This window comes from Mesorhizobium loti, from assembly GCF_003148495.1.
Lineage (GTDB): Bacteria > Pseudomonadota > Alphaproteobacteria > Rhizobiales > Rhizobiaceae > Mesorhizobium > Mesorhizobium loti.
Genome location: NZ_QGGH01000002.1, coordinates 568,578 through 584,799, shown reverse-complemented (window position 1 = coordinate 584,799; position 16,222 = coordinate 568,578). Strand labels below are relative to the sequence as shown.

Genomic DNA, 16,222 nt, shown 5'->3' with positions numbered 1-16,222 from the left:
CCTGCAGCGCATCCACGATATTCTCCCAGCGCGGACGCCGCCTCAACAGACACTAGGCCGAAGCCTCTGTCAATAATTAAATCACTCTTATTTATTATTGACAGCCTTGCTTCGTTCACCCATTCTGGCCCAAAAGCATTGAGGGGAAACGACGGGAGGAACAGGGTGGAAACCGCCATTGCGAGGCACGGTTCGCCCGAGGTGAATGACAGCCTCATTCACCGCGGCACCAACCAGAGCGGCATGCGCGACCACAACGAGCGGTTGGTGCTCTCGCTGGTGCGCCAGCACGGCAGCCTGGCGAAATCCGACATCGCCCGCATGACCGGACTTTCGGCGCAGACGGTTTCGGTCATCATGCGCGAGCTGGAGGAAGAGAGCCTTCTGCTGCGCCAGGCGCCGTTGCGCGGCAAGATCGGCCAGCCCTCCATCCCGATGGCGCTCAATCCCGAAGGCGCTTTCTTCATCGGCCTGAAGATCGGCCGCCGCAGCGCCGAACTGGTGCTGATCGATTTCCTCGGCAATGTGCGCTCGATGCTGCAGCATTCATACCGCTACCCGGCGCCGCGCGAGACGGTGGACTTCGTCAGCAACGGCATGCGGCAGATGCGCAGCGCGCTGACGCCCGCACAGGACAAGCGCATCGCCGGACTCGGCATCGCCATGCCGTTCGAATTGTGGAACTGGGCCGATACCGCCGGCGCCCCGCGCGACGTCATGGACGAATGGCGCCACCGCGACATCAGGGCCGACATCCAGGCGCAATGCGATTTTCCGGTCTATTTGCAAAACGATGCGACTTCGGCCTGCGGCGCCGAGCTCGTCTTCGGCCAGGCGGGGGCTGCGCGTGACTTCGTCTATTTCTATATCGGCGCCTTTGCCGGTGGCGGCATCGTGCTGAATGGCCGGCTTTTCGGCGGCCCGACCGGCAATGCCGGAGCACTCGGCTCCATGCCCGTGCCCGGGCCGGACGGCAAACCGACCCAGCTGATCGACGTGGCGTCCATCGCCATGCTCGAAAAGGCGCTCAATGCGCGCGGCGTCGAGGCCTCGCATCTATGGACATCGCCGGAAGATTGGGGCGAGATCGGACCCGAGCTCGACGACTGGATCGCCAGCGCTTCGCGGGCGCTCGCCTACGCCATCGTCGCCGCATCCTCGGTCATCGATTTCGAAGCGGCGGTGATCGACGGCTGGATGCCGAAGGCGGTGCGCCGCCGGCTGGTTGACGCCATCATCGCGGCCATCGCCACGATCGACGGCGAAGGCCTGAAGCTGCCCGCCGTCCGCGAGGGAACCGTCGGCATTCACGCCCGGGCGCTCGGCGGCGCCAGCCTGCCACTATCCGAACGCTTCCTGATCGGATCGACGACGATTTCCAGGAGCGCCTGATGCTGATCGGAATCCCGGCGCTGCTCGGTCCAGAGCTTCTGGCGATCCTGCGCGGCATGGGCCATGGCGACGAAATCGCCCTTGTCGACGGAAACTATCCGGCCGAGCAACAGGCAACCCGGCTGGTACGAGCCGATGGTCACCACCTCATCCCGGTGCTCGACGCAATCCTGAGCGTGCTGCCGGTGGATGACGCCGTGCCGGAGGCGCTGTTTCGCGCCTCGGTCAAGGGCGACCCCTCGCTTGCCGATCCCGTCCATCATGAAATCGAGGCGATCTGCGCCAAACGCGCGCCGGGCCGCAAGGTGGTTGCGCTGGCCGGCGCCGACTTCTATGCACGGGTCAAATCGGCGCATGCCATCGTCGCGACAAGCGAGCCGCGGCTCTACGCCAACATCATCATCCGCAAGGGCGTGATCTATCCGCCGGAGACCAGGAAGCCATGATCCTCTGCTGCGGCGAAGCCCTGATCGACATGCTGCCGCGCACGACGACAGCGGGCGAGCCGGCCTTTGCGCCTTATGTCGGCGGCGCCGTGTTCAACACGGCGATCGCACTTGGCCGGCTCGGCGCGCCGGCCGGCTTCTTTTCGGGCCTGTCTTCGGATCTGTTCGGCGGCCAGTTCCGGGATGCGCTTGGGGCGAGCAAGGTCAGTTCCACCTACGCACACACTTCGCCTCGGCCAACGACGCTGGCCTTCGTCAAGCTCACCAACGGCCAGGCGACCTACACCTTCTATGACGAGAACACCGCCGGCCGCATGCTGACCATCGACGACCTGCCGCAGCTCGGCAGCGAGATCGAGGCCATGCTGTTTGGCGCCATCAGCCTGATCTCGGAGCCCGCCGGCGGCGCCTATGAAGAGTTCATGCGGCGCGAGCAGGCAAGCCGCGTCATGATGCTCGATCCCAACATCCGGCCGAACTTCATCCCGGACAAGGCCAAGCACCTCAGGCGCATCCGCGCCATGATGGCGATGGCCGACATCGTGAAACTGTCGGACGAGGACCTGAACTGGTTCGGCGAAGCCGGCTCGCACGAGGATGTCATCCGCAACTGGCTGGACCGCGGCCCTAAGCTGATCGTCGTCACCCATGGCAGCGAAGGCGCCGTCGGCTACAGCAAGGAGCACACCGTCACGGTGATGCCGGAAAAGGTCGAGGTGGTCGACACGGTCGGCGCCGGCGACACGTTCAACGCCGGCATCCTCGCCTCGCTGCACGAGCAGGGCCTGCTGACGAAGGCGGCAATCGCGGATCTGTCGAAAGATGCCATTCAAACGGCACTGGCACTTGGCGCCAAGGCGGCGGCGGTGACCGTGTCGCGGGCCGGCGCCAACCCACCCTGGCGGCATGAGATCGTCTGAACGGACCGCAACCTGCCGAGGATTGGTTGAGCTGGTCGATCACTTTATGTTTCGCAGGGTCGATCCCAGGGATTATTGAGGTAGGATTGTGCCTGACGAAGCCCGGATTTCCGGCATCTCGCGAAGACACGCCGGAAGATACAGGTAACAGACTGCGACACCTAGGCAATTCGCTGCTCTGCCTGCCCGGCTTTCTCGGCAGGCGCAACTCTGGTACCAGCGGCCGGTTATCTGGCTAACCCGTTTTGAGGCCGACATGCAGTTCATCGATCTTGGCGCGCAGCGCGAACGAATCCGCGACCGGCTGAAGGCCGCGATCGACCGTGTCGTCGACGAGGGCCGCTATATTCTCGGCCCGCAAGTCACTGAATTCGAGAACAAGCTCGCTGCCTATATCGGCACCAAGCATGTCGTGGCCTGCGCCAACGGCACAGATGCACTGCTATTGCCGCTGTTTGCGGCCGGCGTCGGCCCGGGTGACGCGGTGTTCGTGCCGAGCTTCACTTTCGCCGCCACCGCTGAAGTGGTGGCGTTGGCCAAGGCCGAGCCGGTGTTCGTCGATGTCGACCCGCATACGTACAACATCGACGTTGCCAGCCTCGAAGCGGCCATCGCCATGATCAAGAAGGAAGGCCGGCTGAAGCCCAAGGCAATCATTCCCGTCGATCTGTTTGGCCTTGCCGCCGACTACGAGGCGATCATGGCGATCGCCAACCGCGAAGGGCTGATGGTGATCGAGGATGCCGCCCAGTCGATGGGTGGTTCGCTCGACGGCAAGATGTGCGGCTCGTTCGGCGCGGTCGGCTCGACCAGCTTCTACCCGGCAAAGCCGCTTGGCTGCTATGGCGACGGTGGCGCGATGTTCACCAATGACGATGCGCTGGCCGAGCAGCTCAGATCCTTCGCTTTCCACGGCAAGGGCGAAACGCAATACGACAATGTCCGCGTTGGCATCAATTCGCGGCTCGACACGCTGCAGGCGGCGATCCTGATCGAGAAACTGGCCATCCTCGAAGACGAGATGGTTGCCCGCCAAGTGGTGGCAAAGCGCTATGCCGACGGGCTTGGCGACGTCGTCACCGCCGCCCGCAATCTGGACGGCAGCCGTTCGGCATGGGCGCAGTACGCCATCGAGACGCCGAAGCGCGACGGGCTGAAGGCGCATCTCGGCGAAAAGGGCATTCCGTCGGTCATCTATTATGTGAAGCCGCTGCATGCCCAGGTCGCTTATCGCGACTACCCGCGCACGCCGACCGGCCTTGCCGTGTCGGAAGACCTGCCGAAGCGGATTCTCTGTCTGCCGATGCACCCCTATCTCAGCGAAGACGACCAGGACCGCATCATCGAAACGATCCGTAACTATATCGGCTCGAATTCAGCGCAGGCCGCAGCCGAGTAGGCTGCGGGGCCTTCTCAGGCGGGGCTGACCCCTGCCCTGCCGCTGGCAATGAAATGCGGATTGGCGAAGTCCTCGTCGTCGCTTTGCCTGCGCTTGCCATAAACCAGAGGCTGGCCATCGAGCGTGCGCGTCATGCCGCCGGCCGCGCGCAGCACGGCGTCGCCCGCCGCCGTATCCCATTCCATGGTGCGGCCGAAGCGCGGATAGACATCCGCCTCGGCACTGGCGAGAAGACAGAATTTCAAGGACGAACCGACCGAGACGATTTCGGCGGCACCCAAGTCGCGAATATAGGCCTCGGTCTCCGGCGTGTTGTGGGAACGGCTGGCAACGACGGCCAGCGGCGCCACGGCTGTTCTCACCGAAATCGGCCGGCGGCCGACGATCTGGTAGTCGCCATCGATTTCGAGAGATTCCGCCCTGCCCGGCAGACCGGAAAAGAAGCGGCCGGTGCAGGGCGCAAAGACGACGCCGACTTCCGGCACGCCATCGCGAACCAGCGCTATGTTGACGGTAAAATCGGTGCGGCGGTTGACGAATTCCTTGGTGCCGTCGAGCGGATCGATAAGGAAGAAAGCCCCGTCCAGGTCGGGCGGCACGATGCCGGCGGATGCTTCCTCCTCGGCCACGCAGGGAATGTCGGGAAATGCGGCGCGCAGTCCGGTGAGAATGATCTTCTCGCTCTCACGGTCCGCCTCGGTCACTGGCGACGAATCGGACTTGCGGTCGACCGCGCAGCCGGCGTGGAACACGCGCATCACCTCGCGCCCGGCCGCCAAGGCCAGCCGCTCGAAGATTTCGAGCATCAGCCTGTCGTCAGATGCCGCCGCCGCTGTCGTATTGGTCTTCGGCAATGTCGCGCTCGTTCAGCCAGTGTTCCAGGGCATCTACCATCTCTTCGGCCGATTTGCCGAGTGTCTTTAGATGGATTTCGGGGTTTTCCGGCGCTTCATAAGGAGAATCGACGCCAGTGAAATTCTTGATCTCGCCATTCAGTGCGCGCGCATAGAGGCCCTTCGGATCGCGCCTGGCGCATTCCTCGAAGGGCGTATCGACGAACACCTCGATGAACTCTCCGTCCGCCATCAATTCGCGCGCCATGCGCCGCTCGGCGCTGAACGGCGAAATGAACGAAACAATGACGATCAACCCGGCATCGGCCATCAAACGCGCCACTTCGGCGACGCGGCGGATGTTCTCGACGCGATCGGCGTCGGTGAAACCAAGATCGCGGTTGAGACCGTGACGGACATTGTCGCCGTCCAGGATATAGGTATGGCGGCCGGTGGCGAACAGCTTCTTTTCGAACAGGTTGGCGATGGTCGACTTGCCGGAGCCCGACAGCCCGGTGAACCAGAACACGGCGGGCCGCTGGTTCTTCATGTCTGCGCGCACGTGCTTGCCGACATCGAGCGACTGCCAATGGATGTTTTCGGCGCGGCGCAGCGAGTGCAGGATCATGCCGGCGCCGACCGTGGCGTTGGAAATGCGGTCGATCAGGATGAAGGCGCCGGTGATGCGGTTTTCGGCGAAGGGATCGAAGGCGATCGGCGTCCGCGTCGAGATGTTGCAGATACCGACTTCGTTCATTTCGAGCGACTTGGCCGCTTCATGGGCAAAGTCGTTGACGTTGATCCGGTACTTCAGATCGGTGACGGTGGCGCTGGTCTGATCGGTCTCAGTGCGCAGAATGTAGGAGCGGCCGGGCAGCAGCGCATGTTCGTCGAACCAGACGATGTTGGCGGCGAACTGGTCTGCAACCTGCGGCCGTGCGGCCGGCGAAACCAGCATGTTGCCGCGTGAGATCTCGACCTCATCGTCAAGAACGAGTGTGACGGCCTGGCCGGCAGCCGCCTGGGCGAGATCGCCGCCATAGGAGACGATCCGCTTGACGCGCGAGGATTTGCCGGACTTGGCGACAACGACCTCGTCGCCGGGTGCAACCGAGCCGGACGCGATCGTGCCGGCAAAACCGCGAAAATCGAGATTGGGGCGATTGACATACTGAACCGGAAAACGGAACGGCAATTCAACCACCGCTTCATCGACCGACACGGTTTCGAGCTGCTCGATCAGCGTCGGGCCGGAATACCATTCCGTCTTGTCCGAACGGCCGGTGACGTTGTCGCCGTAGCGGGCCGACATCGGGATCGGCACGATGGTTTGGAAACCGAGATCGCGCGAGAATTGCCGGTAGTCTTCAACGATCCGGTCGAAGACCGCCTGGTCGAACCCGACGAGATCGATCTTGTTGACGGCCAGCACGATGTGGCGGATGCCGAGCAGCGAAGCGATGATCGAGTGACGTCTGGTCTGGCGCAACACCCCTTGCCGGGCATCGATCAGCACGATCGCCAGGTCGGCGGTCGAGGCGCCGGTCGCCATGTTACGCGTGTATTGTTCGTGGCCGGGCGTATCGGCAACGATGAACTTGCGCTTCGGCGTGGCGAAGAAGCGATAGGCAACGTCGATAGTGATGCCTTGCTCACGCTCAGCCTCGAGACCGTCGACCAGCAGCGCAAAATCGATGTCGTCGCCCGTCGTGCCATGCTTGCGCGAATCGCGTTCGAGCGCGGCGAGCTGGTCCTCGAAAATCTGCTTGGTGTCGGACAGCAGGCGCCCGATCAACGTCGACTTGCCGTCATCGACGGAACCGCAGGTCAGGAAGCGCAGCAGCGACTTCTTCTCCTGCGCTGCCAGATACTCGCGGACGCCGTCGGTGGGTGCGAGGCTCTTTGCCATGATGTGGCGCATGGTCAAAAGTACCCCTCGCGCTTCTTCTTTTCCATCGAGCCGGCTTCATCGCGGTCGATCAGGCGACCCTGCCGTTCGGACGTGCGCGCGGTCAGCATTTCGCCGACGATGGCTTCCAGCGTATCAGCATCCGATTCGATGGCGCCGGTCAGCGGATAGCAGCCCAGCGTGCGGAACCGCACCAGCCGGTTCTCCACCGTCTCGCCGGGGCGCAGTTTCATGCGCTCGTCATCCCTGAGGATCAGCATGCCGTCGCGTTCCACCACAGGCCGTTCCTTGGCGAAATAGAGCGGCACGATCGGAATACTTTCCTGCAGGATATACTGCCAGATATCGAGTTCGGTCCAGTTCGACAGCGGAAAGACGCGAATCGATTCACCCGATGCAATGCGGGTGTTGAATATCTTCCACATCTCGGGGCGTTGGTTCTTCGGATCCCACACATGCTGGGCGTTGCGGAAGGAAAAGATGCGCTCCTTGGCGCGCGATTTCTCCTCATCGCGACGAGCGCCGCCAAAGGCCGCGTCGAAACCGTATTTGTCGAGCGCCTGGCGCAGCGCCACGGTCTTCATCACATGGGTGTGCGTGTTCGAACCATGGTCGAACGGATTGATGTTGTCGCGCACGCCATCTTCGTTGACATGAACCAGAAGATCGAAGCCGAGTTTCTGCGCCATCTGATCGCGAAAGGCGATCATCTCGCGGAACTTCCATGTCGTGTCGACATGAAGAAAGGGGAATGGCGGCTTGGCGGGATAAAAGGCCTTCATCGCCAGATGCATCAGCACGGATGAATCCTTGCCGACCGAATAGAGCATGACCGGCTTGGTGAAAGCGGCCGCAACCTCGCGGAATACATGAATGGATTCGGCTTCAAGCCGCTGAAGATGCGTAAGCGCGGTTGTCATGGACTGTGAGCGTTCTCTCGTGCCTTTTAACAGAAGGCCTTGCCTCAAATCGTCGAGCTTTTTGCGCCCGGTTCAAGCTTTGCTTCTGGACAATCTCTGTCGTGCCGGCGTTCTAGCAGATCGCTGTTGTCAAGAACAATGCTGGACTGGCCCCGCAGCACATCGTTCGAGAATGAATTTTCCACGGATACCTAAAAACCCGGAAATTCCTGCTCGCAAGCTCAACAGTTGAGAAAACGCGAGGAAAATATTGCTTGAACGGACCGGCTGCGGCCGCTCCCGGGACCTCCCCTGATCGATCAGCGCCGGCTGCCGATTTTCAGGGGCAATCGGCTCCGACACACTATCGAAAAAGGAGCCCAGCCGCTATACCAGCCTCGGGAAGCTGGGCAAGTGCATCATGAGGCATGGGCAATTTCGAGGCGAGCGCATTGTACTTCGCTAAACAAGATCCGCCGCATGAAACGCCCCGAAAATAGCGAGCCCGAAAATTGAGCCGGCCTTCATCCCTGAGACAGCAATTCACGCCTTGTCGGATCAATATCTACTTCTCCATTCTTTGTTTCTTTTTTCCACCGGTTCTGGGATCGGTGGTCAGCTTCCTGTTCAACGGCGGCGGCCTCTCATCCGTCCTGCTGATTGCTTTACGGAAAAGGCGCTTCAACGCCGACCGGCCGATGATCTGGCTGACGGTCGCGATCTATGCCTACTGCGCTGCCAATCTCCTGGCTTCCATCGTCAACAACTCGTTCGTCCGGGATGCGCCACATCTTATCCCGCTCGTGACCTTCCTGTTTTTCCCCGTGTCCTATTCGACCTGGAGCATCACGCGGAAAACCACGCTTGCCCGCATCGTCGTGCTCAGCAGCATGGCCGCCTGTTTTGTCGCGCTGCTCATGGCCGTCATCCAGCAATATTGGATTGGGGTCAGGGCCGAGGGTGGGGCCGGAAATCCGATCGTCTTCGCAACCGTCGTCTGCCTTGCCGTGGTGATCTGTGTAGCCGGCGCCTTGTCCGGCATCGAGCGAGCCCGGAACCCCCTCTTCTACGCGACATTGGCCGGGACGATCGCCGTCATCTATTCCGGCTCGCGTATCGCCTGGCTGGCGCTGCCGATAGCCGGCATCGCTGTTTTGCTGATCAACCGTCAGAGGCTCAGGGGCAAGAACGCCGTTCGCCTGCTGCTGCTGCTGGCGGCGGTCGGCGTCGTGATCGCCGCTTTCGGCTTCCAAGCGATATCCGGGCGCGTGGACTTTCTGCGCTCCGATTTGAACGCGCTTGGAGCCAGCAGCAATTACGACACCTCGGTGGGAATACGTGTTGCGCTTTGGCAGATCGGCCTCAAGGCATTCCATGACATGCCAGTGTTCGGACATGGTGTGGGTGCGACTCAGCTACTGATAAAGCAAGGCTTTCATGACCAGTTCGCGATGGACGCCGGCTTCAACCATTTCCACAACGGCTTCCTGACCGCCTTAGTGCAAGCTGGAATTCTGGGCGCCGTGACGCTGGCCGCTATCTTTGCCGTTGCGGCTGGAAATGCCGCCCGGGTCTTGCGAAACAGCAGCGATCCGATCGAGCGCTTCGGCGCGACGATGATTGTCGTCGTGGTGATCACCTATCTGACGGCCGGAATGACAGGCATCCTGGTCGGCCATGACATTCTGGACTCGGTGCTGATGGTCTTCCTGGTGAGCGGAACATATCTCGCCTCCGGACGCCAGGTTCCCTTGTTGGAAGAGCAGGCACTTGCATCAGTGATGGAAGAGCGAGCCCTTCCGTCAGCCACGCAAGATCTGTTTCGGGCAAGGCCATGAAAGTCCTGGTCACGGGCGCGACGGGTTTCATCGGACGTCTTGTCGTGCAGCACCTTCGCGAAGCCGGTGCCGAGCTTCGCCTTGCCTCCCGCCATCCGGAGACATTTGGATTGGCGGATGGCGCGGTGCTGATGCCCAATTTCGATGCGCCGGCCGCGGCTTTCCTGGCACTCACCAGGGACGTGACCCATGTTGTCCATTGTGCCGGCCTCAACAATGATCAGGGCGATGTCCGCGAAGACGACTATCGGGCGGCCAATGTGGAATTGAGCGCGCGGCTGGCACATGCAGCGGCCGCACAGGCAAGCGGACGCTTCATCCATCTCTCTTCGATTAGGGCCGTGATCGGCGCTCGCGTCAGCGCGACAATTGACGAGAACACGCCCCCTGCCCCGCAATGCGTCTATGGACGCTCGAAGCGCGAGGGCGAGATTAAGGTTTTGGACGCCTATGCGTCGCATGGCCGCTCCGACGCCGCCGTGTTGCGCCTGCCTCCGGCCTATGGAAGCGGCATGAAGGGAAACCTCGCGACGCTGATGCGCCTGGCCGATACGGCGCTGCCGCTGCCAACGGGCGCCTTGACGGGAATCCGCTCGCTGATGTCCCGCGAAGCCACAGCGCGAGCGGTGTCGCACCTGCTGAGCCATTCGGGGCCACTTCGCCCCATCTATGTTGGCGCCGATGTGCCACCAGTCACCGTCGAGGCTATCATCGCCGCCTTTCGCAAAGGTTTCGGGCGGCCGAGGCGCCTGATGACTGTGCCGGCCGGCCTGATACGGCCGGCAGCAAGCGGGCTGGGCAAGCGAGCGTTTTGGGACAGCCTGACCGCGACTCAGATATGCGACCCTGCCCTGCTGGTATCGCAGGGCTGGGCGCCTGAAACCGCCACGCTGGAGCGGTTGGCCGAGCTAGCGCGGCTCAGTAAATCCTGACGTCTTGTTTGACCTTGATCGTTCCCAGAACCGGCTTCCACTTTTGGGGATCATGGCTTTTTGTCTGAACCATGATCTTTCCCAAAAACCGGCTTCCACTTTTGGGGATCATGGTCTGTTCAGCTTCGATAGAGCGTTCCAAGCAGGATCCGAAGGTCGAGCCAGAACGACGCCGTGCGGAGATAGGCGGCATCCGTTTGCGCCAAAAGCTCCGGGTTCGACATGTCGATGCCCTTGATCTGGGCCAGGCCGGTTATGCCCGGAAGTGCCGCCAACACGCCCAGCCGCCTGCGATACTCGATCAATTGCGTTTGGGTCGGCAGGCAGGGGCGCGGCCCAACAAGGCTCATCTCGCCCTTCAGGACGTTCCAGAACTGCGGCAGCTCATCGAGCTTGAACTTCCGCAAGACCCTTCCAACCGATGTCACGGAATTCGCCGGCGCTTCATGCGAGGGCAATGATGGCGTGCCGACATACATCGTGCGCAACTTGTGACAGCGAAAAAGCAGGCCGTCACGGCCGACCCGCGTCTGCGAAAAAATAGCCGGACCGGGCGACGATGCCCTGATGGCAAGGACGGCCAGCATCAAAACAGGAGATGTGGCCACCAGCAGCAGAACCGCACCGGCAAGATCGAAGATGTGCTTGGCTGCCTTCATGAACGGCCGATAATGCTCCCTGCCAAAGTCCCGAGGCAACGCCGCAGGCCAAGCCCGTCAATCCGGTCGACGTAGCATGAGCTCATCTCCTGACCAAGCGCGCCACGCAGCTGTTCGATGCTCAAATGCGTCCCAGGATGAAAGCGAGATGGAGCCCCAGGGTCCCGGAAAGAGTCTGCCGATAGACACCGCTTTTGCGCAAGGCTGCCAAGCGGCGGAAGAGACCGCCCTGCCGCCCGCTGGTGAACAGGTCGAGGCATGCCGCCGCGTCCTCGGTCAGGAGGTCGCGATTGACGGCAAGACCGTCAAGGTTGAGATCCGTCCAGCCGGCGAACTCACCCTTGAACAGGCGGCCAAGCCGGGAAACCCTTGCTCGCCACGACACGTTGGCGCCGACCAGGTTTGCCGCGTGCTGCCGGTAGCGCACCAGCGGCCGTGGATCGTAGCGGACGCCGCCGCCGGCGGCGGTCACGATGAGATAGGCCCACCAGTCGTGGCTGACGAACCCGGTCCGCGCGCAGGCCCTGGCCAGCAGGTCGCGTGCCGCGGCGTTGAGCAGGATGGTGTTGCCGCCGGCGATGCTTTGCACAAGCGCGTTGCGAAAGGATGGCGGCCGGGCAAACAGCGGCGAATGGCCGACAAGGCTTCCCGTTTCGGTCATGGTCGCGGTTCGCGAGCAAAACATCAGTGGGGTCTTTGCGTCATGGGCCTGCATCCAGCGGATGGCGCTCTCCAGCCTGTCGGGCTCCCAGATATCGTCCTGGTCGCAGAAGGCATAGCAGTCCGCATCGATGCGTCGATCGAGGATCATCGATCGGAAATTGGCGGCGAAGCCTTGCCGCGGCCCCTCCACGAGGGTCATTCGACCCTTGGGCCAGCGCGATTTCCATGTCTCGATGATGGCGGTCGTGCCATCGATGGAACCATCGTCGGATATCCACAGGTCGACCAGAGGGTGCGACTGCGCGAGCAGGGACTGCAGCTGTTCATCGATGAAGGCAGCGCCATCCTTCGTGCCCATCAGGACCGCGACGCGCAGATCTGCTTTGCTCACGGGCAAGATCGCTTTCTGAATTCTGAATCGGGCCTAGCTCGCCTGCCCGGCCGTTTTCGGGATCGCGCCCTGATGAATGCTTTCCCGGGCCTTCTTGGCGCGGTCAAGGCCTGCCAGCACGGCGAGCGCGGCAGCCTTGTCCTGGTTTTTCGCCGATTGCTGCAGCGCCGTGAGCGCGATCTGGACATCCGACCATTCCACGACGTCCGTGCTAAGGCCAAAAATCTTCGAAATGCCGAGTTCGACGAGTTCCTCATCTTCGCCATGCAGCGTTTCGTGGAGTTTTTCGCCCGGCCTTATGCCGGTGAACCGGATTGCGATGTCCTTGTATGGGCTCTTTCCTGACATGCGGATCATCGTTTCGGCCACTTCAAGAATCGGCACCGGCTTGCCCATGTCGAGCATATAGACGGCATAATCGTCTCCGCTGTGCCGCGACGCGGCGTCAGCCGCCGATATGATGACGAGATCGACGGCTTCGGCCACGGTCATGAAATAGCGTGTCATGCGCCGGTCGGTGATGGTGACGGGCCCTCCGGCCTCGATCTGCGCCTGGAATATGGTCGCCACCGAACCGTTGCTGCCAAAGACATTGCCGAACCGCACGGCTATGAATTTGGTGGCGGAGCCACGCCCGCCCGGCTCGCCTGCTGGCGCCCCGTGCAAGGCGCTGACGATCTGTTCGGCGGCCCGCTTTGTCATGCCAAGCACCGATGTCGGATCCACCGCCTTGTCGCTCGATATCAGGACAAACTGTGCAACACCGCATTTGGCGGCGACCTCGGCACAGACGAGTGTTCCGAAAATGTTGGTCTGGATGGCCGAATCCCAGTTTTCCTCGAGCAGCGGAACATGCTTGAGCGCCGCAGCATGAAAGATGATGTCCGGCCGGAATTCCGTGACGACACGCGTTATCTGGCGTCGGTCCGCGACATCGACGATACGGACCTTGAGACGGTCGTGGTCCTTCTCGTCAATATACTGGCTCAGCTGGAAAATGCCGAACTCGGAGTTGTCGGCGACCAGCACCGCCTCCGCTCCCAGCTGCAGCGACCGTTTGACCAGGGTTTGGCCGATCGAGCCCGCGCCGCCCGTCACCAGAACGCGTTTGCCGCCCACAAAGGCGCCGATGCGCTCGATATCGGACGCGACTGTCGGACGGCGCAGGATCGTTTCCATCTCGACGGTGTCGAGAACCAGCTTTCCGTGCTGTTCCAGCTCCGAAAGACCTGAGAATTGCACCACATTTATGTCGCCGTGCCGGGCAACGCGGACGAGTTCCGAATATTCCTCGATCTCGTGTTCGGCGCCGCTGCCGAAAATCAGCAAGTCCAGGCTTTTGGTGCCGGTCGCGTAGTCTTCCAGGACATCGATCAGACGCGGCCGGGTCGCCACCACGGGAACACCTTGAATCCGCGTCCCCAACGGCGCGCCGCGCTCGGTCGCCATGATGCCCGCGATGGAATAGTCCGCCGGCTGCGCCGTGCGCGTGAAGCGAATGATCAGGTCGGCCTCGCCGAGCCGGCCAACGAACAATGCTCGCTTGGCCTGCGTCTTGTCGGTCTTGCCGCCTAGAATGCCCCAGCTCGCGCCGTCGCGCAGGAAGCGGTAGAACAGCCGCGGCGCCGATATGACGGTGAAGGAGACGAGGAAGAAGACGATGAACTGACGCTCGTTGAGCCCAGCCACAGGCTGGAAAGAACGAACCAGCAGCGAAGCCAGGTAAAGAGTTAGCGTCAAAATCGCACAGCTCTTCAGGATGTTGAAAAAGTCCGGCGTCGAAGCAAAGCGCCAGACCGTGGTGTAGAGACCACCATATCTGAACAGCAAATGGCTGATGACAACGATGCTCGCCCAGGTGACCAAGCCCTCTTCGGAGAGCGCTTCGAACGAAAGATCCGACCGCGAAAGGACGAGGCTGAGCGCCACGGCGACCAGGACCATGACCACGTCCTGGACCATGATGAAGGCGCGCCGCATCTGTGGCCGGAGCCCGAATACTGATTCGAGGTAAGAATTCATTGGACGGCACTAGACTCCAGGCTCACGGACATGAACACCAGAAAAAGTGCGAACACGAAGATACTTCGCGGCCGATCACCTTTCTCAAAGTGCCATCCCCGGCCCCCGCCGTCATGTATCGCATACTGCGGGGTTGAAGGCATAGCTAGATGTTTTTTCGGAAAGGCGCATGAATTAAGTAAGCTTGACGTCCTGTTCCTGGATCGGTGGAGTCCGACCTTTCGGTGCCTTGCGATTTGGACACTTCCCCAACGTCAGCGTGTTTCGGTTTTGCCGCAGTTGACTCTGCTCTCGACCTCCTTCGGACGCAATGCGTTGCCATATACTCGCCGAGATGGCTATTAGGGACGGGCTTGGCGGTTCGCTATGGCCAGCGAAGGATCAGGCGCCAGAACAATAGATTGCGGTATTCCCAACCATGATTGCGGCACTAAACGGCGCTTTTGACGACATCTCGAAGGCCATGAGATTACACCGGGTCTGGATCGCGCTTGCCCATGAGGACATCGGCGACCAGCACAGACGCACGACGCTCGGCCCGCTTTGGATGCTGGTCAATTATTTTGCTTTCGTCGGCACATTTGCCTTTGTTTTCGTGACCAAAGACGCCGGCAACCCAAGCTATATAGCGTATGTGGCCATCGGCATGCTGGTCTGGTTCTATCTCACCGAAACCATCACCATGAGCGTGTCACTCTTCCAGCGCGAAGCGAGCTTCATTCAAGGCACGACGCTGCCGTTGTTCGTGTATGTGATGCGATTGACGATGCAATGCATCATCAGGGCGGGTTATTCGCTGGCGGGTTGCGTTCTTATTCTGCTGCTTGGCGGTTACGGAATCAACACGAATTGGCTAGTGTCGATGCTGGGTCTGTTGCTCATCGTCTTGGCAACCCCCGCGTTTGTCATGGTTTTTGCGTTCCTGGGCGCTTTCTTTCCCGATAGTGAGTTCATCGTCGGGAACCTGATGCGGGTGGGCATGTTCTTCACGCCGGTCTTCTGGGTCTATAGCGGTCAAGAGGGCGTCCAAAAATACGCCTATCGTTGGAACCCGTTCACCTATTTCCTGGAGGGCGTGCGTGAGCCGATCACGGCGGGCATATTTCCGATCCAGGCGTTGGCGGTGACAGGTTACGTCTGCCTCGGCCTCTGGGCTCTTGCCTTGCTATTGCTGGGCCTTTATCGCAAGCGCATCGTTTTCCTGATCTGAGTTCCATGACCTCCATCACACTGAACAATGTCAGCCTCGTTTATCGCCTGTTCGAAAAGTTGACACTTTCGGCGCCTGGCCGTCGTCGGAGCGCTCTCGGCGGCAACATAGCGAAGTCGGGCACCAAGCAGGTCGTACAGGCGCTCGACGATGTCAGCTTTGAGCTCAAGGCAGGCGACCGGTTGGGGCTAGTCGGCCCGAATGGCGCCGGCAAGACGACGCTGCTCAAGGTTCTATATGGAATCTACCAGCCGTCGGGCGGAACGATATCGATCGCGGGCAAGGTCGATGCCCTGTTCAACATCCACATAGGGTTTCGCCCCGAGGCCACCGGGCGCAGAAACATCGTGCTGAGGGGGTTGATCAGCGGCTGGACGGCGGCCGAAATCGAAGAGAAGATGGAAGAAATAATCGATTTCAGCGAACTGGGTGACTTCATCGACCTGCCGTTCAAGGCGTATAGCCAGGGTATGGCGGCACGCCTGGCATTTGCGGCGGCGACGGCGCTTGAACCTGAAATTCTGCTGATGGATGAATGGATTGGCGCCGGGGACGCGTCATTCCAGGAAAAAGCCAAACGGCGGATGGACGAACTAGCGGAAAAGGCCGGCATCATCGTACTGGCCAGCCACGACGATGCGCTCATCCAGCGCGTTTGCACGAAAAAGATGACACTTCGAGCCGGTCGGGTGGAATCGCTGACTTAAAA

The 16,222-nt window shown here is 61.2% G+C and carries 14 protein-coding genes; 8 read left to right on the top strand and 6 right to left on the bottom strand.

Annotated elements, in window-relative coordinates; translation table 11 throughout:
• Positions 1-165: 165 nt before the first annotated feature.
• The 4 genes from C8D77_RS11305 (at position 166) to C8D77_RS11290 (ending at position 4,157) form a co-directional block, all read left to right on the top strand.
• Complete coding sequence (locus tag C8D77_RS11305; protein WP_109662414.1) at positions 166-1,392, top strand: ROK family transcriptional regulator; 1,227 nt, start codon at positions 166-168, stop codon at positions 1,390-1,392.
• Positions 1,392-1,838, top strand: coding sequence for an RbsD/FucU family protein (locus C8D77_RS11300; RefSeq protein ID WP_109662412.1), 447 nt, complete (start codon positions 1,392-1,394; stop codon positions 1,836-1,838). Before C8D77_RS11305 ends, C8D77_RS11300 begins: the two co-directional genes overlap by 1 nt.
• On the top strand, positions 1,835-2,758 hold the full coding sequence (locus C8D77_RS11295; protein WP_109662410.1) for a carbohydrate kinase family protein: 924 nt from the start codon (positions 1,835-1,837) through the stop codon (positions 2,756-2,758). Before C8D77_RS11300 ends, C8D77_RS11295 begins: the two co-directional genes overlap by 4 nt.
• 256 nt (positions 2,759-3,014) lie before the next feature.
• Positions 3,015-4,157: a DegT/DnrJ/EryC1/StrS family aminotransferase gene (locus C8D77_RS11290; RefSeq protein WP_109662407.1), complete on the top strand. Its 1,143-nt coding sequence runs from the start codon at positions 3,015-3,017 to the stop codon at positions 4,155-4,157.
• A 14-nt stretch (positions 4,158-4,171) separates the two neighbouring features.
• Here C8D77_RS11290 and cysQ read toward each other — a convergent pair whose 3' ends face one another.
• The 3 genes from cysQ to cysD are packed head-to-tail and all read right to left on the bottom strand — an operon-like array spanning position 4,172 to position 7,819.
• Positions 4,172-4,963, bottom strand: coding sequence for a 3'(2'),5'-bisphosphate nucleotidase CysQ (gene cysQ, locus C8D77_RS11285; RefSeq protein WP_164771280.1), 792 nt, complete (start codon positions 4,961-4,963; stop codon positions 4,172-4,174).
• A 10-nt stretch (positions 4,964-4,973) separates the two neighbouring features.
• The gene (gene cysN, locus C8D77_RS11280) at positions 4,974-6,911 is read right to left on the bottom strand and encodes a sulfate adenylyltransferase subunit CysN (protein WP_164548850.1); all 1,938 of its coding nucleotides are present in this window, start codon (positions 6,909-6,911) and stop codon (positions 4,974-4,976) included.
• A gap of 2 nt (positions 6,912-6,913) precedes the next feature.
• On the bottom strand, positions 6,914-7,819 hold the full coding sequence (gene cysD, locus C8D77_RS11275; protein ID WP_109662399.1) for a sulfate adenylyltransferase subunit CysD: 906 nt from the start codon (positions 7,817-7,819) through the stop codon (positions 6,914-6,916).
• Positions 7,820-8,310: 491 nt separating this feature from the next.
• On the opposite strand from cysD, the gene C8D77_RS11270 reads away from it, so the two are divergent.
• Both C8D77_RS11270 and C8D77_RS11265 read left to right on the top strand, forming a co-directional pair.
• The gene (locus C8D77_RS11270; protein ID WP_109662397.1) at positions 8,311-9,636 is read left to right on the top strand and encodes an O-antigen ligase family protein; all 1,326 of its coding nucleotides are present in this window, start codon (positions 8,311-8,313) and stop codon (positions 9,634-9,636) included.
• Positions 9,633-10,568: an NAD-dependent epimerase/dehydratase family protein gene (locus C8D77_RS11265; RefSeq protein ID WP_109662395.1), complete on the top strand. Its 936-nt coding sequence runs from the start codon at positions 9,633-9,635 to the stop codon at positions 10,566-10,568. The genes C8D77_RS11270 and C8D77_RS11265 overlap by 4 nt, the downstream gene beginning before the upstream one ends.
• Positions 10,569-10,687: 119 nt before the next feature.
• On the opposite strand, the gene C8D77_RS11260 is transcribed toward C8D77_RS11265, so the two are convergent.
• The 3 genes from C8D77_RS11260 to C8D77_RS11250 form a co-directional block, all read right to left on the bottom strand.
• The gene (locus C8D77_RS11260) at positions 10,688-11,227 is read right to left on the bottom strand and encodes a sugar transferase (RefSeq protein ID WP_109662392.1); all 540 of its coding nucleotides are present in this window, start codon (positions 11,225-11,227) and stop codon (positions 10,688-10,690) included.
• A 121-nt stretch (positions 11,228-11,348) separates the two neighbouring features.
• Entirely contained in the window at positions 11,349-12,281 is a 933-nt protein-coding gene (locus C8D77_RS11255) for a glycosyltransferase family 2 protein (RefSeq protein WP_109662390.1), read from the bottom strand.
• 33 nt (positions 12,282-12,314) lie between these two features.
• On the bottom strand, positions 12,315-14,303 hold the full coding sequence (locus tag C8D77_RS11250) for a nucleoside-diphosphate sugar epimerase/dehydratase (RefSeq protein ID WP_170136722.1): 1,989 nt from the start codon (positions 14,301-14,303) through the stop codon (positions 12,315-12,317).
• A gap of 418 nt (positions 14,304-14,721) precedes the next feature.
• On the opposite strand from C8D77_RS11250, the gene C8D77_RS11245 reads away from it, so the two are divergent.
• Both C8D77_RS11245 and C8D77_RS11240 read left to right on the top strand, forming a co-directional pair.
• On the top strand, positions 14,722-15,513 hold the full coding sequence (locus tag C8D77_RS11245) for an ABC transporter permease (RefSeq protein WP_109662385.1): 792 nt from the start codon (positions 14,722-14,724) through the stop codon (positions 15,511-15,513).
• A gap of 59 nt (positions 15,514-15,572) precedes the next feature.
• Complete coding sequence (locus C8D77_RS11240; protein ID WP_245951744.1) at positions 15,573-16,220, top strand: ABC transporter ATP-binding protein; 648 nt, start codon at positions 15,573-15,575, stop codon at positions 16,218-16,220.
• Positions 16,221-16,222 lie beyond the last annotated feature (2 nt).